At 60.4% G+C, this 17,000-nt stretch carries 18 protein-coding genes; 12 read left to right on the top strand and 6 right to left on the bottom strand.

Features of this window, described 5'->3' with window-relative positions:
- Positions 1 to 101 precede the first annotated feature (101 nt).
- A complete protein-coding gene (locus J2X66_RS28655) occupies positions 102 to 1,628 on the top strand; it encodes a CoA-acylating methylmalonate-semialdehyde dehydrogenase (RefSeq protein ID WP_310271621.1) in 1,527 nt (508 codons plus the stop codon).
- A gap of 10 nt (positions 1,629 to 1,638) precedes the next feature.
- On the top strand, positions 1,639 to 2,526 hold the full coding sequence (gene mmsB, locus J2X66_RS28650) for a 3-hydroxyisobutyrate dehydrogenase (protein ID WP_310271617.1): 888 nt from the start codon (positions 1,639 to 1,641) through the stop codon (positions 2,524 to 2,526).
- A 70-nt stretch (positions 2,527 to 2,596) separates the two neighbouring features.
- Here the strand turns inward: mmsB and J2X66_RS28645 are convergent, their stop codons facing one another.
- The 4 genes from J2X66_RS28645 to J2X66_RS28630 form a co-directional block, all read right to left on the bottom strand.
- Positions 2,597 to 2,941: a cupin domain-containing protein gene (locus J2X66_RS28645; RefSeq protein ID WP_007946320.1), complete on the bottom strand. Its 345-nt coding sequence runs from the start codon at positions 2,939 to 2,941 to the stop codon at positions 2,597 to 2,599.
- Between the two features lie 107 nt (positions 2,942 to 3,048).
- Complete coding sequence (locus J2X66_RS28640) at positions 3,049 to 3,420, bottom strand: MerR family transcriptional regulator (protein ID WP_027924391.1); 372 nt, start codon at positions 3,418 to 3,420, stop codon at positions 3,049 to 3,051.
- A 47-nt stretch (positions 3,421 to 3,467) separates the two neighbouring features.
- On the bottom strand, positions 3,468 to 4,043 hold the full coding sequence (locus J2X66_RS28635; protein ID WP_310271611.1) for an NAD(P)H-dependent oxidoreductase: 576 nt from the start codon (positions 4,041 to 4,043) through the stop codon (positions 3,468 to 3,470).
- Positions 4,044 to 4,088: 45 nt separating this feature from the next.
- Complete coding sequence (locus J2X66_RS28630; protein ID WP_310271607.1) at positions 4,089 to 4,973, bottom strand: LysR substrate-binding domain-containing protein; 885 nt, start codon at positions 4,971 to 4,973, stop codon at positions 4,089 to 4,091.
- 98 nt (positions 4,974 to 5,071) lie between these two features.
- Here J2X66_RS28630 and J2X66_RS28625 point away from each other — a divergent pair, with 98 nt between their 5' ends.
- The gene (locus J2X66_RS28625) at positions 5,072 to 5,836 is read left to right on the top strand and encodes a sulfite exporter TauE/SafE family protein (protein WP_310271604.1); all 765 of its coding nucleotides are present in this window, start codon (positions 5,072 to 5,074) and stop codon (positions 5,834 to 5,836) included.
- On the opposite strand, the gene J2X66_RS28620 is transcribed toward J2X66_RS28625, so the two are convergent.
- Positions 5,826 to 6,140 carry a putative quinol monooxygenase gene (locus J2X66_RS28620; RefSeq protein ID WP_310271601.1) on the bottom strand — a complete coding sequence of 105 codons (315 nt, stop codon included), beginning with the start codon at positions 6,138 to 6,140 and terminating at the stop codon, positions 5,826 to 5,828. The genes J2X66_RS28625 and J2X66_RS28620 overlap by 11 nt on opposite strands.
- Positions 6,141 to 6,301: 161 nt before the next feature.
- On the opposite strand from J2X66_RS28620, the gene J2X66_RS28615 reads away from it, so the two are divergent.
- The 9 genes from J2X66_RS28615 to J2X66_RS28575 all read left to right on the top strand — a co-directional run bounded on the left by J2X66_RS28615 (position 6,302) and on the right by J2X66_RS28575 (position 16,330).
- Positions 6,302 to 6,892, top strand: a complete 591-nt coding sequence (locus J2X66_RS28615; protein WP_310271597.1) for an NAD(P)H-dependent oxidoreductase — start codon at positions 6,302 to 6,304, stop codon at positions 6,890 to 6,892.
- A gap of 57 nt (positions 6,893 to 6,949) precedes the next feature.
- Positions 6,950 to 7,861: a LysR family transcriptional regulator gene (locus J2X66_RS28610; RefSeq protein ID WP_027924397.1), complete on the top strand. Its 912-nt coding sequence runs from the start codon at positions 6,950 to 6,952 to the stop codon at positions 7,859 to 7,861.
- 103 nt (positions 7,862 to 7,964) lie between these two features.
- Positions 7,965 to 8,858 carry an NAD-dependent epimerase/dehydratase family protein gene (locus tag J2X66_RS28605; RefSeq protein ID WP_310271593.1) on the top strand — a complete coding sequence of 298 codons (894 nt, stop codon included), beginning with the start codon at positions 7,965 to 7,967 and terminating at the stop codon, positions 8,856 to 8,858.
- A 196-nt stretch (positions 8,859 to 9,054) separates the two neighbouring features.
- A complete protein-coding gene (locus tag J2X66_RS28600) occupies positions 9,055 to 10,500 on the top strand; it encodes a SulP family inorganic anion transporter (RefSeq protein WP_027924399.1) in 1,446 nt (481 codons plus the stop codon).
- Between the two features lie 185 nt (positions 10,501 to 10,685).
- Positions 10,686 to 12,035, top strand: a complete 1,350-nt coding sequence (locus tag J2X66_RS28595; protein WP_027924400.1) for a gluconate:H+ symporter — start codon at positions 10,686 to 10,688, stop codon at positions 12,033 to 12,035.
- 15 nt (positions 12,036 to 12,050) lie between these two features.
- Positions 12,051 to 12,911 carry a MurR/RpiR family transcriptional regulator gene (locus tag J2X66_RS28590; protein ID WP_027924401.1) on the top strand — a complete coding sequence of 287 codons (861 nt, stop codon included), beginning with the start codon at positions 12,051 to 12,053 and terminating at the stop codon, positions 12,909 to 12,911.
- A 1-nt stretch (position 12,912) separates the two neighbouring features.
- Complete coding sequence (locus J2X66_RS28585) at positions 12,913 to 14,370, top strand: D-aminoacylase (RefSeq protein ID WP_310271589.1); 1,458 nt, start codon at positions 12,913 to 12,915, stop codon at positions 14,368 to 14,370.
- 111 nt (positions 14,371 to 14,481) lie between these two features.
- Positions 14,482 to 15,894 (top strand): hypothetical protein, encoded by a 1,413-nt coding sequence (locus J2X66_RS28580; RefSeq protein ID WP_050590208.1) that lies wholly within the window; start codon positions 14,482 to 14,484, stop codon positions 15,892 to 15,894.
- A 67-nt stretch (positions 15,895 to 15,961) separates the two neighbouring features.
- The gene (locus J2X66_RS28575) at positions 15,962 to 16,330 is read left to right on the top strand and encodes a glyoxalase superfamily protein (RefSeq protein WP_310271584.1); all 369 of its coding nucleotides are present in this window, start codon (positions 15,962 to 15,964) and stop codon (positions 16,328 to 16,330) included.
- Positions 16,331 to 16,416: 86 nt separating this feature from the next.
- Here the strand turns inward: J2X66_RS28575 and J2X66_RS28570 are convergent, their stop codons facing one another.
- Positions 16,417 to 16,782, bottom strand: a complete 366-nt coding sequence (locus tag J2X66_RS28570) for a DUF6124 family protein (RefSeq protein ID WP_310271581.1) — start codon at positions 16,780 to 16,782, stop codon at positions 16,417 to 16,419.
- Positions 16,783 to 17,000 lie beyond the last annotated feature (218 nt).

Below are 17,000 nucleotides of genomic sequence, written 5' to 3'. Positions count from 1 at the left end.
TGCACAACCAATTCGCTGCACACGCCTCATCGCAAGGCGACTTTCTCGCCTTGGCTCCCAAGATAGCTCTAACTATAAAAAGCAAACATCCGGAGACCCACATGAACGCTTCGCTCACGCCAAACGAAACCACTGTCCAAACGGTAAAGCTGTTGATCGACGGTCAGTGGGTCGAATCCAAGACCACTGAATGGCACGACATCGTCAACCCGGCGACCCAGCAAGTGCTGGCCAAGGTGCCGTTTGCGACCTCCGAAGAAGTCGACGCCGCGATCATTGCTGCCCATCGTGCCTTCCAGACCTGGAAGCTGACGCCGATCGGCGCGCGGATGCGCATCATGCTCAAGCTCCAGGCGTTGATTCGTGAACACTCCAAACGCATCGCCGTGGTCCTCAGCGCCGAGCAAGGCAAAACCATCGCCGACGCTGAAGGCGACATTTTCCGTGGCCTGGAAGTGGTCGAGCACGCGTGCTCCATTGGCAGCCTGCAAATGGGTGAGTTCGCCGAGAACGTCGCCGGCGGTGTCGATACCTACACCCTGCGTCAGCCCATCGGCGTGTGCGCCGGCATCACCCCGTTCAACTTCCCGGCGATGATTCCACTGTGGATGTTCCCGATGGCCATCGCCTGCGGCAACACCTTCGTGCTCAAACCGTCCGAACAGGACCCGATGTCGACCATGCTCCTGGTGGAACTGGCCATCGAGGCCGGTGTTCCGGCGGGCGTGCTTAACGTCGTGCATGGCGGCAAGGATGTGGTGGATGCGCTGTGCACGCACAAAGACATCAAGGCGGTTTCCTTCGTCGGTTCGACCGCCGTCGGTACGCACGTCTACGATCTGGCCGGCAAGCATGGCAAGCGCGTGCAATCGATGATGGGTGCGAAGAACCACGCCGTGGTGCTGCCGGATGCCAATCGCGAGCAAGCGCTGAATGCTCTGGTCGGCGCCGGTTTTGGTGCGGCGGGTCAACGCTGCATGGCCACCTCCGTGGTGGTGTTGGTGGGCGCAGCCAAACAATGGTTGCCGGACCTGAAAGCACTGGCGCAGAAACTGACGGTGAATGCCGGCAGCGAGCCGGGCACCGACGTCGGCCCGGTGATCTCGAAAAAAGCCAAACAGCGCATTCTCGATCTGATCGAAAGCGGCATCAAGGAAGGCGCCAAACTGGAGCTGGACGGTCGCGAGATCACGGTTCCGGGTTACGAGAAGGGCAACTTTGTCGGCCCGACCTTGTTCTCCGGCGTGACCACCGACATGCAGATCTACACCCAGGAAATCTTCGGCCCGGTGCTGGTGGTGCTGGAAGTGAATACGCTCGACGAGGCCATTGCCCTGGTCAACGCCAACCCGTTCGGCAACGGCACCGGCCTGTTCACCCAGAGCGGGGCGGCGGCACGCAAATTCCAAAACGAAATCGACGTTGGCCAGGTCGGTATCAACATCCCGATCCCGGTGCCGGTCCCGTTCTTCAGTTTCACCGGCTCGCGCGGTTCCAAGCTGGGCGACCTCGGCCCGTATGGCAAGCAAGTGGTGCAGTTCTACACTCAGACCAAGACCGTCACCAGTCGCTGGTTCGATGACGACAGCGTCAACGACGGTGTGAACACCACCATCAACTTGCGTTAAGGAGCCAGACATGAAAATTGCTTTTATCGGTCTCGGCAACATGGGCGCCCCGATGGCGCGCAACCTGATCAAGGCCGGCCACTCGCTGCGCCTGGTCGACCTGAACAAAACCGTTCTGGCAGAGCTGGAGCAACTGGGCGGCAGCATCAGTGCTTCGGCCCGTGAAGCGGCGCAAGGTGCAGAGTTGGTGATCACCATGCTCCCGGCCGCTGTGCATGTGCGCAGCGTCTGGCTGGGCGAGGACGGCGTTCTCGCGGGCATCGGCCAAGGCGTGCCGGCCGTGGATTGCAGCACCATTGATCCACAGACCGCACGCGATGTGGCCGCCGCCGCTGCCAAGCAAGGCGTGGCCATGGCCGATGCACCGGTGTCCGGCGGCACCGGTGGTGCCGCGGCCGGGACGCTGACCTTCATGGTCGGCGCCACCCCGGAGCTGTTCGCTACCCTGCAACCGGTGCTGGCGCAGATGGGCCGCAACATCGTCCATTGTGGCGAAGTCGGCACCGGGCAAATCGCCAAGATCTGCAACAACCTGCTGCTGGCTATTTCCATGGTCGGTGTCAGCGAAGCCATGGCGCTGGGGGATGCCTTGGGGATCGACACCACCGTGCTCGCCGGGATCATCAACAGTTCCACCGGACGTTGCTGGAGTTCGGAGATGTACAACCCGTGGCCAGGCATCGTCGAAACAGCGCCGGCCTCGCGCGGTTACACCGGCGGTTTTGGTGCTGAATTGATGCTCAAGGATTTGGGGCTGGCCACGGAAGCGGCCCGTCAGGCGCATCAACCGGTGGTGCTCGGCGCGGTGGCCCAGCAGTTGTATCAGGCGATGAGCCAGCGTGGGGAAGGTGGCAAGGACTTCTCGGCGATCATCAACAGCTATCGCAAACCGCAGTAATCTCGTAACAGGTACAGCATGCCCTCATTGACCGGGAGATCACGTCGGGTGATCCCCCGGTTTTTTTGCATCAGGCAAACACGAAATACTTGCGCACGGTTTCAACCACTTCCCACGTGCCTTTCATCCCCGGCTCGATGACGAAAATATCACCGGCGCGCAGATGGATCGGCTCTTTGCCTTCCGGGGTAATGATGCAGTAGCCCTCGCGAAAATCGCAGTATTCCCACTTCACGTATTCGACGTACCACTTGCCCGGCGTGCAGATCCAGGTGCCCATGATCTTGCTGCCGTCTTCGCTGGTGTAGGCGTTGAGGTTGACGGTGTGCGGGTCACCTTCGAGTTTTTCCCATTTGCAGGCGTCGAGCACCGGCAGTGGATGAGTATCGCGAAGGACGGTAATCGGTGCGGTCATGATGACTCCGGGCAGTGGCTTGAAGAACTGAAGTGGCACCCTATAGCCCCGATGCACCGGTCAGTTGTCTGAACTCGACATCCAGGTGTCCAGAAACGCGCAACGCCTCAAAGACTTTCCAAAGGGCAATCGGCCCGGGATTGTTCCAGGCTGGCTTCGAACTCAATCAATTGGGCGTGCTGGCGCGACAGCACGGTCATTCGCTCGCTGATCTCGCGCTTCTTGGCATCGATGGCCTGATGCGCCAGTGCCCACGGCATTGCCTGACCCTGATGGCCGGCGAAGATCGCCTGCAACTCCTTGAGCCTGAAACCCAGTTGCTGGGCGCACTTGATGAAAATCAGCAGGTCGACACTTTGCTGGTCATAGACGCGGTATTTCCCCAAGCGCTGGGCCGCAGGCAGCAGGCCGATCGACTCGTAATGACGGATGCTTTTGATCGTGGTGCCGGAGCGTTGCGCGGCTTGGCCGATGTACATGAAAAGTCCTTTTTACCGTGGTACAGCCCCGCGCATTATCGGCAGACTCAGCGGCTGGCGATAGCCTGGGCTTGCAGCAACCAGGCTTCACGCTGATCAGCGCTGGCACCGAGAATCGGGCCGAACGTGAGTGTGCGCCTGGGTTTGATGCCGCAGAAGGCGAGAGTGGTTTCGCGGACCTGATGCAGTCCGGGCATGTGATACACCCAGCGGTAATACCAGGGTGGCGTGTCCATGGTCACCAATAAATGCGCGCTGCGACCGCGCAACAATTTATCGGGAAAGGCTTTGCCCTCACGGTATTTAAAAGCGAAACCGGGCAGGAACACGCGATCAAAAAAGCCCTTGAGCAAGGCCGGAATCCAGCCCCACCAGATCGGATACACCAGCGTCAGATGCTCGGCCCACAGGATGTCAGCCTGTGCCTGACGCAAGTCGGCTTCCAGAGGTTGAACCTGTTGATAGCCTTCACGCAGCACCGGATCGAAGTCCATCCTGCCGAGAAACAATTGGCGGACTTGATGCCCGGCGCGCAACGCCGACTGTGCATAGCGCTCGGCGAGTGCTGCGCAGAAGCTGTTGCTGGAAGGATGACCGAGAATCACCAGAATTCGCTTGCCCATCGACTCTGTCCTTGAAGATCAAACCTCAAGGGTAAAGTCTGCCCCTCAGGGGAGAGTCAAGGCTTGCAGCAGGGCTCTGGCATAACCGGGCAGCGCGGCAAAGTCCCGGGCACAGAGCAGGAGTTTGCGTTGGGCCCAGGGTTCTTGCAGCGCGATGCTCTGGAACGATGGTTCGCCGGTCCAGCGCTCGACAGCCGCCTGCGGCACGATCGCCAACCCCGCGCCCCGGGCGACCATGCGCATGACGCCATCAAAACCGTCGGCGCGGATGCGGATTTTCAGGCGTGAACCGATGTGCAGCGCCTGTTCTTCGAGGTACACGGCCAGGGCGCTGTTAGCGTTCAGCCCCACATAATCGTGGTGCAGGGTGTCGCTGAAACTCAAGCATTCTGTGTCGGCCAGCGGATGGTCGCGAGGCAGGATCAATACCAGCGGATCGTCGCGAAAGGCGCGGGTCTGCAGGTCATCGGTGTCCACGGCGTCGGACACGATGCCCAGGTCTGCCGCACCTTGGCGCAAGGCGTGGGTGATGCGTGCGCTGGGCAATTCCTGAAGGTCGATGTCGAGATACGGATGCTCACGCAGGAAGTCGGCGAGCAACTCTGGCAGGTACTCGGTGATCGCCGTGGTATTGCACAGCAGGCGCACCTGACCTTTGACGCCTTTTGCGTATTCGGCCAGGTCCTGTTGCATGCGTTCGGCTTGTTGCAGCAGGGATCGGGCGTGTTTAGCCAGGGCTTTGCCGGCCGGAGTGGGCGTGACACCGCGCCGGCCGCGCTGCAGAAATTCGATGCCGAGCGACGCCTCCATGGCGCGGATTCTCGCGCTCGCCGCTGCCAGGGACAGATGACTGCGCGCGGCGCCGGCGGTGATGTTGCCGCTGTCGAGGATGTTCAGGTAGAGGCGCAGGTCGGTCAGGTCGAAGTGCATGTTTTGTCCCAAGATCGTTCCCAGCCTATTGCGCGGCAAGAGGCACCCTCAGTATATGGCAGATTTTCACGCGGCAAATCCAGGCTCAGGATAGCCCCATGAATACACTCGCCGCGTTCTATCAAAACCTCGGGTTGGCCTTGTCTTTATTGGTCATCGCCACCTTCCTCGTGGCCGGCATGATCAAAGGCATCATCGGTCTGGGTTTGCCCACCATCGCCATGGGCCTGCTCGGTCTGGCTATGGCCCCGTCGCAGGCAGCCGCGCTGCTGATCATCCCCGCGACCCTGACCAACGTCTGGCAATTGGCATTCGGCGGGCACCTGCGCGGGTTGATCAAGCGTTTATGGCCGATGCTGCTGGCGATCTTCATCGGCACGGGCGCCGGCACGTTGTGGATTGGCATGGAGGGAGGGCATTGGGTCGTGCGGGCATTGGGCGCGGCGTTGTTGTTCTACGCATTGAGCGGATTGTTCCTGCCGGCCTTGCGCGTCGGCAGTCGCACCGAGCGCTGGCTCGGTCCGCTGTGCGGCGTGTTGACAGGTGTGATCACCTCGGCCACCGGCGTCTTTGTGATTCCGGCGGTGCCTTATCTGCAAGCGCTCGGATTGAGCAAGGACGAACTCGTGCAGGCGCTGGGCTTGTCGTTCACCGTTTCGACCTTGGCGCTGGCGGCAGGCCTGTGGTGGCGCGACGCTTTGGGCGGTGGCGAATTGAGCGCGTCGTTGCTGGCGCTGATCCCCGCAGTGCTCGGCCTGTTGCTGGGCCAATGGCTGCGTCAGCGGATCAGCGCGGTGCTGTTCAAGCGAGTGTTCTTCATTGGCCTCGGCATGCTCGGCGGCCATTTGCTGATCAGCGGGTAGCGGACGACGGGCTGAGCATGTCGATGGCGCGGACCTCGAAATCCCGTTCCAGGAATTCATCGCGTTGCTCAAGGAACTGCTTCATGTGCGGCAGGTTCGAGTGCACGTCCAGATGCGCCTGGGATTGCCAGATCTCGTAGAAGATAAACAGCGTCGGGTCCTCTTTGTCGCGCAACATGTGGTACTCGATGCAGCCGGGTTCGGCGCGACTGGCTTGCACATAGCCGCTGAAAAACGCTTCAAAGGCATCGGATTTTTCCGGGCGGGTCTTGGCGTGCAGGATGAAGCCTTGCATTTCACTCATCAGAAACTCCCTCAAGTTAAGAATCGGCGCAAGTCTATGGCAACAATCGCCTATCGATTCGTGCGTATTGGTCAAAAGGGTTTTGTGCTTTCGGGGCTTATTCCGCGCGAGCCTCGCCGCTAACCTGCCGCCATCCGATTTCTGACCTTCCGAGATTCCCCATGAAAAAAGTCCTGTTGCTCAATGGCGGCAAAAAATTCGCCCACTCCGATGGCCGCTACAACACCACCCTGCATGAAACGGCGCTGAGCGTGCTGGATCGTGGCGGCGTGGACGTGAAAGCCACCTTCATCGACGAGGGCTACGACGTCGCCGAAGAAGTCGCCAAATTTCTCTGGGCCGACGTGATCATTTATCAAATGCCAGGCTGGTGGATGGGTGCGCCGTGGACCGTGAAAAAGTACATCGACGAAGTCTTCACCGAAGGCCATGGCAGCCTCTACGCCAGTGATGGCCGCACCCGTTCCGATGCGTCGCAGAAGTACGGCAGTGGCGGTTTGGTGCAGGGCAAGCACTACATGTTGTCGCTGACCTGGAATGCACCGCAGCAAGCCTTTGACGACCCGACCGACTTCTTTGAAGCCAAGGGCGTGGACGCGGTGTACTTCCCGTTCCACAAGGCCAACGAGTTCCTCGGCATGACCGGCCTGCCGACCTTCCTGTGCGTCGACGTGATGAAGCGCCCGAACATCGAAGCCGATGTCGCACGCTATGAACAGCATTTGACCGAGGTGTTTGGCCTCAAGGCTTGAGGTTCCTTTTGCCCCGCATCCAGCTACTATCAAGCCAGTTTTGAATGAGGGGCCTTTGTGAAAGCCAGATCCGATGAGTTGCAGATTTTCGTCTGCGTGATTGAATGCGGATCGATTTCCGCTGCGGCCGAACAGGTCGGGCAAACGCCTTCGGCGGTCAGTCGCACACTGTCGCGGCTGGAGGCCAAACTCGATACCACGCTGATCAACCGCACCACACGACGCATGGACCTGACCGAAGAGGGCAAGTACTTCTTCGAGCACGCCAAGCGGATTCTCGATCAGATGGACGAGCTCGAAGAACGCCTCAACTCACGCCAGCAAACCCCGTCCGGGCGGCTGAGGATTAACGCGGCGTCACCGTTCATGCTGCACGCCATCGTGCCGTACATCGACGAATTCCGCCGTCTCTACCCGGACATCCAGCTCGAACTCAACAGCAACGATCTGATCATCGACCTGCTCGAGCAAAGCACCGACATCGCGATCCGCATCGGCACGTTGGCCGACTCGACCTTGCACGCTCGCTCGCTGGGGTGCAGTCCACTGCACATCGTCGCCAGCCCGGCCTACCTCGAGCAACACGGCGCGCCGCAGGCAGTGGCGGACTTGAGTAAGCATGCGTTGTTGGGTTTTACCCAGAACGAAGGTCTCAACCAATGGCCGTTGCGTTACGTGCATGGAGATCGCTGGCCAATCGAGGCGTCGATCAGTGCCTCCAGCGGCGAGACGATCCGCCATCTGGCGCTGGAAGGCCAGGGCATTGCCTGCCTGTCGCACTACATGACCATCGAAGATATTCGCGCCGGCCGTTTGCAGGTGCTGCTGGCGGACTTCAACAGCGGCTATCGCCAGCCAATCAACGCGGTGTACTACCGCAACTCGCAACTGGCCCTGCGCATTCAGTGCTTCCTGGACTTCATTCAGGGCAAGTTGGCGTTGTATGCGAACTCGGATTTCAAAGGCTGATTCGTGATTCCTGCGCAAGAGTGAATTGGGTCAGAGGGGATTTTTCGTCAGGGATCACTCCTCGATACTCGTCGCATCACTTATTCACGCAGGGAGTTTCTCCATGAACGTATTCGTCACCGGCGCTGCAGGTTTTATTGGCGGCTCTATCGCCACCGGTCTGATCCGTGCGGGCCACAAGGTCACGGGCCTGGTGCGCAGCGAAGCGCAAGCCAATGAACTGAGCGCGTTGGGCATCACCCCGGTTATTGGCACGCTGGACGACAGCGCACTGCTCGCCGAACAAGCTCGTGCGGCCGACGCCGTGATCAACGCCGCCAGCAGCGACCATCGCGGCGCGGTGCAAGCGTTGCTCGACGCGTTACGCGACTCCAACAAAGTGTTCCTGCACACCAGCGGTTCGAGCATCGTCGGCGATGCCTCGGGCGGTCACGCCAGCGACGTCATCTACTTCGAAGACAAACTGCCGGAACCGACCGTCGACAAGGCCGCCCGCGTGGCCATCGACAACCTGATCCTCGCTGCCGCGAACGATGGCGTGAACTCGGCGGTGATCTGCAACACGCTGATCTACGGCCACAGCCTGGGCGTCAACCGCGACAGCGTGCAATTGCCGCGCTTGCTCAAACAGGCCCGTAAAAGTGGCGTGGTGCGGCATGTCGGCCCGGGGCAGAACATCTGGTCCAACGTGCACATCGAAGACGTGGTGTCCCTGTACCTGCTGGCGCTGACCAAAAATGTGCCGGGCACGTTCTACTTCGTCGAAAGTGGTGAGGCGTCGTTCATCGACATGACCACCGCGATTGCCCAAGCACTGGAGCTGGGCGCGCCGCAAGACTGGCCGCTGAAAGACGCCGAAGCCGAGTGGGGGTATGAAATGGCCAACTATGGTTTGGGTTCCAACAGCCGGGTGCGTGGGAAAAAGGCCCGTGAGTTGCTGGGCTGGGTGCCGAAGCGGGTGTCGGTGATTGAGTGGATTCGGGACGAGATGGTTTGAGTTCGCTCTAAATCGTGTCGCGGCCATCGCGGGCAAGCCATGCTCCCACAGGGGATTTGTGAACGACGCAAATCCCTTGTAGGAGCATGGCTTGCCCGCGATGGCATTTGCGAAGGCCCAACAACTGGCCGGGCTGCCCGCAATTCCGTAACATCCGCGCACTTTCTTCTCGTCACTCCCTGCGTGCGACTCCCTCATGAAACCAAAACGTCTACGCGCCGATGTCCTGGCCGGGCTCACGACCTCTTTCGCCCTGCTGCCCGAATGCATCGCCTTCGCGCTGGTGGCTCACCTCAATCCGCTGATGGGTCTTTACGGGGCGTTCATCATTTGCACCCTGACCGCGCTGTTCGGCGGTCGGCCGGGCATGGTGTCCGGGGCTGCAGGTTCGATGGCGGTAGTGATCGTCGCGCTGGTGGTGCAGCACGGTGTGCAGTATTTGCTGGCCACCGTGTTGCTCGGCGGGTTGATCATGCTGGCGTTCGGGTTGCTGAAACTGGGCAAACTGGTGCGCATGGTCCCGCACCCGGTGATGCTCGGTTTCGTCAACGGCCTGGCGATCATCATCGCCCTGGCGCAGTTGGAGCATTTCAAAAGCGGTGACACCTGGCTCAGTGGTACGCCGCTGTACATGATGACGGGGCTGGTGGCCGTGACCATGGCCATCGTTTACCTGCTGCCGCGCCTCACGCGTGCGGTGCCGCCGGCACTGGTGGCGATTCTTGGTGTGGGGCTGGCGGTGTATCTGCTGGGCTTGCCGACCCGTACGCTGGGCGACATGGCGCACATCGCCGGGGGCTTGCCGAGCTTTGCGTTGCCAGACATTCCCTGGAGTCTGGACACCCTGCGCATCATCGCGCCCTACGCGATTTTGATGGCGCTGGTCGGCCTGCTGGAAACCCTGCTGACCTTGAACCTGACCGACGAAATCACCGAGAGCCGCGGCTTCCCGGATCGTGAGTGCGTGGCGCTGGGCGCGGCCAACATGGTCTCTGGCGTGTTCGGTGGCATGGGCGGTTGCGCGATGATCGGCCAGACCGTGATCAACCTCAGTTCCGGCGGTCGCGGTCGACTGTCCGGGGTGGTTGCCGGGGTGCTGATCCTGCTGTTCATTCTGTTTCTGTCGCCGCTGATCGAGCGCATTCCGCTGGCGGCGCTGGTCGGGGTGATGTTTGTGGTGTCACAGCAAACGTTCGCCTGGGCCTCGTTGCGGGTGGTGAACAAAGTGCCGTTGAACGACGTCTTGGTGATCATCGCGGTGACGGTGATTACGGTGTTCACCGATCTGGCCACCGCCGTGTTGTGCGGGATCATCATCGCCGCGCTCAACTTTGCCTGGCAGCAGGCCCGGCAGCTGTACGCCGACAGTCATCTGGAAAACGACGGCAGCAAACTCTACCGGGTGCATGGCACGCTGTTCTTTGCCTCGACCACCCCCTTCCTCAATCAATTCGACCCGGCCAATGATCCTGCCCACGTCACGCTGGATTGCCGGCATTTGAGCTTCGTCGATTACTCGGCCATCTCTGCGCTGGATACGTTGCGCGAACGCTACACCAAGGCCGGCAAGCACCTGCGCGTGCTGCACCTGTCGGAGCGTTGCAAGAAACTGCTGAAACGCGCCCGGGTGAATCACGACTGAGACTGTCCCGGCAGGCGTGATGTAAATCCGCCTGCCTCATTTTCATAATTCACGACCGTGCATACCTGTCAGCGACATCTCGTACCCCTATACGAAAATAACTTTCACCTCGTTTGAATATCACCTCTCGAAATGTTTTAAGAGTTTCACAACCCATTCGACGTGACCCTTTCGAGGAGTACCGCATGACCCTGTCCTTCGGCTATTGGCTGCTGGTGTATGCCGCCATCGCCATCATTGCGCTGATCGTGCTGATCGCCCGTTACCGACTCAATCCCTTCATCGTCATCACCCTGGTGTCCATCGGTTTGGCCTTGCTGGCCGGGATGCCGGCGTCTGGCGTGGTCGGCGCCTACGAGGCGGGCGTTGGCAAAACCCTGGGGCATATCGCGCTGGTGGTGGCGCTGGGCACCATGCTCGGCAAGATGATGGCCGAGTCCGGCGGTGCGGAGCAGGTGGCGCGGACGCTGATCGACCGTTTCGGCGAGAAGAACGCGCACTGGGCGATGGTCTGCATTGCGTTCCTGGTCGGGTTGCCGCTGTTTTTCGAAGTCGGTTTTGTGTTGCTGGTGCCGATTGCCTTCACCGTGGCGCGGCGTGTCGGCGTGTCGATTTTGATGGTCGGCTTGCCGATGGTCGCGGGGCTCTCCGTGGTGCATGCCCTGGTGCCGCCGCACCCGGCGGCGATGCTGGCGGTGCAGGTGTATGGGGCGTCGGTCGGGCAGACCTTGATGTATGCGATTTTGATCGGCATTCCGACGGCGATCATTGCCGGTCCGCTGTATGCGAAATTCATCGTGCCGCGTATTCAGTTGCCGGCCGAGAATCCGCTGGAGCGCCAATTCCTCGACCGCGAACCGCGCGACAGCCTGCCGGGGTTCGGCATCACCATGGCGACCATTCTGTTGCCGGTGGTGTTGATGCTGATCGGTGGCTGGGCCAACCTGATTTCCACGCCGGGCAGCGGCTTCAACCAGTTCTTGCTGTTTATCGGCAACTCGGTGATCGCCCTGTTGCTGGCGACCTTGCTGAGCTTCTGGACCCTCGGCATCGCCCAGGGCTTCAGCCGTGAATCGATCCTAAAATTCACCAACGAATGCCTGGCGCCCACGGCGAGCATCACCTTGCTGGTCGGTGCCGGCGGCGGCCTGAACCGGATTCTGGTGGACGCAGGCGTCACCGACCAGATCGTCAGCCTGGCCCACGAATTTCAGTTGTCGCCGCTGATCATGGGCTGGCTGTTCGCCGCGTTGATGCGCATTGCCACCGGTTCCGCGACGGTGGCAATGACCACCGCCTCGGGGATTGTCGCGCCGGTGGCCATCGGTCTGGGTTATCCGCACCCGGAACTGCTGGTGCTGGCGACCGGCGCCGGCTCGGTGATTTTTTCCCACGTCAACGACGGTGGCTTCTGGTTGATCAAGGAATACTTCAACATGACCGTGGCCCAGACCTTCAAGACCTGGACGGTGCTGGAGACCATTATTTCCGTGGTCGCTTTCGGCCTGACCGTGGGCCTTTCCTACCTGATTTAACCGGAGTCGCCTGCCATGGACATCCTTTATCAGATCCGCGCTCGCCAGGATTCCTTCAGCGCCGGTGAAGGGCGCATCGCGCGCCTGATGCTCGACGACGTTGGGTTTGCCTCCGCTGCCAGCCTCGATGAGCTGGCGCTGAGGGCGGAAGTCAGCACCGCCACGCTGTCGCGGTTCGCCCGCACGGTGGGCTGCCGCGACTTGCGTGACTTGCGCCTGCAACTGGCCCAGGCCAGCGGCGTCGGCAGCCGCTTTCTCGACCCGGCAGGCACGCCTGATCAGTCGGCGTTTTACGGGCAGATCGTCGGTGATATCGAGTCGACCTTGCGCCAGCATCTGTCGGCGTTCGACGAGTCGCGCTTCGCCGATGCGGTGAAGCTGCTGGGCAAGGCGCGGATGATTCACGCGTTCGGCATGGGCGGCTGCTCGACCTTGTGCAGCGATGAACTGCAAGTGCGGCTGGTGCGCTTCGGCTACCCGATTGCGGTGTGCCACGACCCGGTGATGATGCGCGTCACCGCCGCCAGCCTCGATGCCGGACGGGCCGTCATTGCCTGTTCGTTGACCGGCATTACGCCTGAACTTATCGAAGCCGTTGAACTGGCCCGCAGCTACGGCGCGCGCATTGTCGCCATCACCCGGGCCGACTCGCCGCTGGCGCAATTGGCGGACGTGCTGCTGCCGCTGCAAGGCGTCGAAACCTCGTTTATCTACAAACCCACGGCGGCGCGCTACGGCATGCTGCTGGCCATCGACGTGCTTGCCACCGAGCTGGCGCTGGCCAATCCTGAAGACAATCAAGAACGTCTGCGGCGGATCAAACTCGCCCTCGACGATTACCGCGGCGGCGACGATCACTTGCCGCTGGGAGACTGACATGCAGTACGACACGCTGATTCGCAATGCCCTGGTCATCGACGGCAGCAATGCCCCCGGTTATCCCGCCGACGTGGCAATCCTGAACGGCCGCATCGAGCGCATCGGCGACTTGCACGACGCCACTGCCAGCGAAGAAATCGACGCCGCCGGCCGCGTGCTGGCGCCGGGTTTCATCGACGTCCACACCCACGACGACACGGTGGTGATCCGCCAGCCAGAGATGCTGCCCAAACTCAGCCAGGGCGTGACCACGGTGATTGTCGGCAACTGCGGAATCAGCGCTTCGCCGGTGAGTTTGAAGGGCAATCCGCCGGACCCGATGAACCTGCTCGGCACGGCCGCAGCATTTGTTTATCCGACCTTCAGCGACTACCGCGCGGCGGTCGAAGCGGCGAACACCACGCTGAACGTCGCGGCACTGGTCGGCCACACGGCGCTGCGCAGCAATCACCTCGACGATCTGTTCCGCACCGCCACGCCAGACGAAATCAGTGCAATGCGCGAGCAACTGCGCGAAAGTCTGGAGTCCGGTGCATTGGGCTTATCCACAGGCCTGGCGTATGCCAGCGCCTTTTCGGCCTCCACCGAAGAAGTGATGCAACTGACCGAAGAGCTGACGGCATTCGGTGCGGTGTACACCACCCATTTGCGCAGTGAGTTCGAACCGGTGCTGGAGGCCATGGACGAGGCGTTCCAGATCGGCCGACATGCGAAATCCCCGGTGATCATTTCCCACCTCAAATGCGCGGGCGCCGGAAACTGGGGGCGCAGTCCGCAATTGCTGGCCTCCCTCGAACACGCAGCGAAAACCCATCCGGTGGGCTGCGACTGTTACCCCTACGCGGCGAGTTCTTCAACGCTGGACCTCAAACAAGTCACCGATGCCCATCGCATCACCATCACCTGGTCCACCCCGCACCCGGAAATGGGCGGTCGCGACCTGATGGACATTGCCGCCGAGTGGAACCTGTCATTGCTCGACGCCGCCCGCCAATTGCAACCGGCGGGCGCGGTGTACTACGGCATGGATGAATCAGACGTACGAAGAATCCTCGCGCATCCGCTATCGATGGTCGGCTCTGACGGATTGCCGGAAGACCCGTTCCCGCATCCACGCTTGTGGGGCGCATTCCCACGGGTTCTCGGACATTTCAGTCGCGATGTCGGGTTGTTTCCGTTGCACACCGCGGTACACAAAATGACCGGGCTGTCGGCGGCGCGGTTTGGCTTGAAGGCGCGCGGCGAAATCCGCGAAGGGCATTGGGCCGATCTGGTGTTGTTCAATCCGCTGACCATTCGCGACGTGGCGGACTTCAACGATCCGCAACGGGCGGCAGAAGGGATCGACGGGGTGTGGGTCAACGGCGTGTTGAGTTACAGCGACGGGCAGGCGAACGGTAAAAGGGAAGGGCGGTTTCTGGCGCGGGAAGGGGATTTGCGGGGCGGGTTTCAGTAAGCATTTTTTGCGGTCCGTCGTACTGATGGCACATTGCGATTAAAGAAAGCCACTCCCAAGCCGAAGCGCTGACATTCAGTGGATTTTGGCGTGCGTCGCCCAGGGAGTTTCATGTACCGCATTTGTTTGTTCGTTGCCGTTACGTTATTGGCGGGTTGTGTCAGCCCACAGGCACGCCGGGCGGCGGAAGCCGAGACGTTGTTCAACGGCGTTCTGTCGAAGCCTCTGGTCAGTGATTCGATCATGCGTGAAGGCGATGTCCTGAGTTTCCAGATCAGCCATTCCGGCAATGCCCAGGCGGCGGCAGGGCTGGTATTTCAAATGGAAGCTTCCTGTACATCTGATCGGGCCACCTTGCTCTATCTGGGCGGTGGCGGCCGGATGTATCCAGGTCTAAATGCTCACCAGTATTCGACGGGCAGAGCGGTTCCGGCCAACGTGCTCGGGGTGCTGAAAAGCAACCCGGATTTCATCAAGGCGTGTGCCAGTACTCCAGCCTCGGATTGGCGTGTCGTCAAAGGCAGCGGCGAGGATCAATGGGTATTGATTGATCGCAACAGCCTCAAGAAGGACGGTGCCGAACTGAGATTCTGGGCGGCCTACGATAATCCTTTGATTGGTTTCGATGCGCCCTACGACGCGCCCTATGCCCAGAAACGCGAGCGGTATGCGGTCGATTGTGGCAAGCAGACGTATCGCGTGGTGGCGGGATACGATCTGGACGCCAACAACACCGTTACAGATGGCCAGGATGCCGTTGCACTGACGGCCACGGCGATTAGCGGCAGCAACGACGACTATAACCAGCTGTTCAAATTGGCCTGCGATAAACCGGAGTCGGCAGCGCAACTTCCGAAGTTCGTTGCCCGTGCGAAGAAAACCGCGCCAGTGACCCTGGCGCCGCTTTCCCCTGCTGTCGCATCGGCCATCAAAAACCTGAACATGCCGGTTGCCGTTAAACCGCTCAGCTATGTGGAAGTGGCAGGCCAGTCGACTTACAAGGCCAAGACCACGGACATGCGTGAAGAGCGTTTTATCGGTATCGATAGCGCTTCGCAGCAGATGACCCTGCGTTTGTCAGGGACCCATTACGAGAGCGATGCAGTGTCCTTTCACGGACTGTTCGATCTGGCGAAATTGAGTCGATTCGGCGTCTCGAAGGGCCCTTCGATGAAAGACAGTTCCAGTGTCATCAACTTGAGTTTCACCGGCGACTGGCAGCATATGCCGATCAACGAGCGGTTGAACTACAACGCGACGGTCCGCAGCACCAACACACTGTTCGGCAAAGTCGAGGAGCGTCAAGACAGTAACGATTGCACCGTCATTCGCGAGCTGCCGGCCAGCGAACTCAATGTCACATTAAGCGGTTCAGCCAAAGAGTTGACCTGCAGTAAAAAAGACGATGAGTACAAACGGCTCAATACCTACTATTACTTGTCGGATTATGGTTACTTCTTCTTTGCGCGCACTGGCAAGAACAGCTTCTACTACAGTGATCTCGCGCTCAAGACGCTGCGTTGATCCGATCATTTGAACCAGACACATGGCCCGCTGAACACGGGCCCTTCCCACTGGCGAGAACACTCCTATGAGCTTCGGCAAAACCACCCCGATCCTGCGGATTTTCGATGAACGGAAAGCGATAGAGTTCTACGTCGACTTCCTCGGCTTCAAGATCGACTGGCAACATCGCTTCGAAGCGAATTTCCCGTTGTACCTGCAGATCTCCCGTGGCGAATGCGTACTGCACCTGTCCGAACACCATGGCGACAGCACACCGGGTTCGGCATTGCGCATCGAGACCGAAGAGCTGGAAGCGTTTCAGCAGCAATTGTTGGCCAAGGAATACACCTTTTCGCGCCCGCAGATTCAGGCCATGCCGTGGGGCAGCCAGGACATGACCATCGTCGACCCGTTCGGCAATCGGTTGGTGTTCACCAACGCGATCAGCCTCTGAGCGCAAACGTTGTAAGCGGAACAAAGAAGTCCGCTGCCGAACCCTTTTGGTTTGGCAGCGGGCTTTTTCGTTCATGGAAGCAGTGATCAGTCAGTGGGCACCAATTTATCCAGCACTTGATTGACCGCCATTTCCGCCACCATCACCACTTGGGCGATACCTTGCGCGGTTTTACGGTGCGAGCCTTCGAGCAAGGCGGCGAAGTCGTTGAGCATGACGGTGGCTGAGCCCAGGGTTTCACAGGCATCGGTCAGCAAGGGTTCGGTGCCGGACGCCGGGTTGGCCATGTAGAGGCGATTGGGTTGGTAGGGCTTTGTCATGACGTGGGAGGCCGGAGGGCCCAAATAGTGATTGAGTGCGCGCTCGGCGGCTTCGTGGAGTTTCTTTGATTCCGGTGTTTCGTAGGGGGATGCCGGATCGGTGTCCGGTGGGTTTGGCGTAACTTTGAACATGGGCGCGTACCTTGTAAGGCCGCATCCATTTCGCCGCTAAGCGAAAGGGAGGCAGCTGTGCGCAAGTTAGCGGACCGGTCGCATCCCATCCCGGCGCACCCGAAGGTGCCATGCGCACAGCCACCATCAAGCTCAGGCCAATGCCTGACTGGATGATACTTGTGCAACCAGGAGCGAATGTAGCCGAGCCGCTAAGCTCGATCACTGGGAATCAGTGA

Source organism: Pseudomonas sp. 3296, from assembly GCF_031456615.1.
GTDB classification, from domain to species: Bacteria; Pseudomonadota; Gammaproteobacteria; order Pseudomonadales; family Pseudomonadaceae; genus Aquipseudomonas; species Aquipseudomonas mucoides.
This window is presented reverse-complemented; position numbering and strand designations above follow the sequence as displayed.

What these genes read in the sequence shown, in the direction of transcription:
- J2X66_RS28655 (WP_310271621.1), top strand. Translation starts at nt 102, where the DNA reads ATGAACGCTTCGCTCACGCCAAACGAAACCACTGTCCAAACGGTAAAG.
- mmsB (WP_310271617.1), top strand. Translation starts at nt 1,639, where the DNA reads ATGAAAATTGCTTTTATCGGTCTCGGCAACATGGGCGCCCCGATGGCG.
- J2X66_RS28645 (WP_007946320.1), bottom strand. Translation starts at nt 2,941, where the DNA reads ATGACCGCACCGATTACCGTCCTTCGCGATACTCATCCACTGCCGGTG.
- J2X66_RS28640 (WP_027924391.1), bottom strand. Translation starts at nt 3,420, where the DNA reads ATGTACATCGGCCAAGCCGCGCAACGCTCCGGCACCACGATCAAAAGC.
- J2X66_RS28635 (WP_310271611.1), bottom strand. Translation starts at nt 4,043, where the DNA reads ATGGGCAAGCGAATTCTGGTGATTCTCGGTCATCCTTCCAGCAACAGC.
- J2X66_RS28630 (WP_310271607.1), bottom strand. Translation starts at nt 4,973, where the DNA reads ATGCACTTCGACCTGACCGACCTGCGCCTCTACCTGAACATCCTCGAC.
- J2X66_RS28625 (WP_310271604.1), top strand. Translation starts at nt 5,072, where the DNA reads ATGAATACACTCGCCGCGTTCTATCAAAACCTCGGGTTGGCCTTGTCT.
- J2X66_RS28620 (WP_310271601.1), bottom strand. Translation starts at nt 6,140, where the DNA reads ATGAGTGAAATGCAAGGCTTCATCCTGCACGCCAAGACCCGCCCGGAA.
- J2X66_RS28615 (WP_310271597.1), top strand. Translation starts at nt 6,302, where the DNA reads ATGAAAAAAGTCCTGTTGCTCAATGGCGGCAAAAAATTCGCCCACTCC.
- J2X66_RS28605 (WP_310271593.1), top strand. Translation starts at nt 7,965, where the DNA reads ATGAACGTATTCGTCACCGGCGCTGCAGGTTTTATTGGCGGCTCTATC.
- J2X66_RS28600 (WP_027924399.1), top strand. Translation starts at nt 9,055, where the DNA reads ATGAAACCAAAACGTCTACGCGCCGATGTCCTGGCCGGGCTCACGACC.
- J2X66_RS28595 (WP_027924400.1), top strand. Translation starts at nt 10,686, where the DNA reads ATGACCCTGTCCTTCGGCTATTGGCTGCTGGTGTATGCCGCCATCGCC.
- J2X66_RS28590 (WP_027924401.1), top strand. Translation starts at nt 12,051, where the DNA reads ATGGACATCCTTTATCAGATCCGCGCTCGCCAGGATTCCTTCAGCGCC.
- J2X66_RS28585 (WP_310271589.1), top strand. Translation starts at nt 12,913, where the DNA reads ATGCAGTACGACACGCTGATTCGCAATGCCCTGGTCATCGACGGCAGC.
- J2X66_RS28580 (WP_050590208.1), top strand. Translation starts at nt 14,482, where the DNA reads ATGTACCGCATTTGTTTGTTCGTTGCCGTTACGTTATTGGCGGGTTGT.
- J2X66_RS28575 (WP_310271584.1), top strand. Translation starts at nt 15,962, where the DNA reads ATGAGCTTCGGCAAAACCACCCCGATCCTGCGGATTTTCGATGAACGG.
- J2X66_RS28570 (WP_310271581.1), bottom strand. Translation starts at nt 16,782, where the DNA reads ATGTTCAAAGTTACGCCAAACCCACCGGACACCGATCCGGCATCCCCC.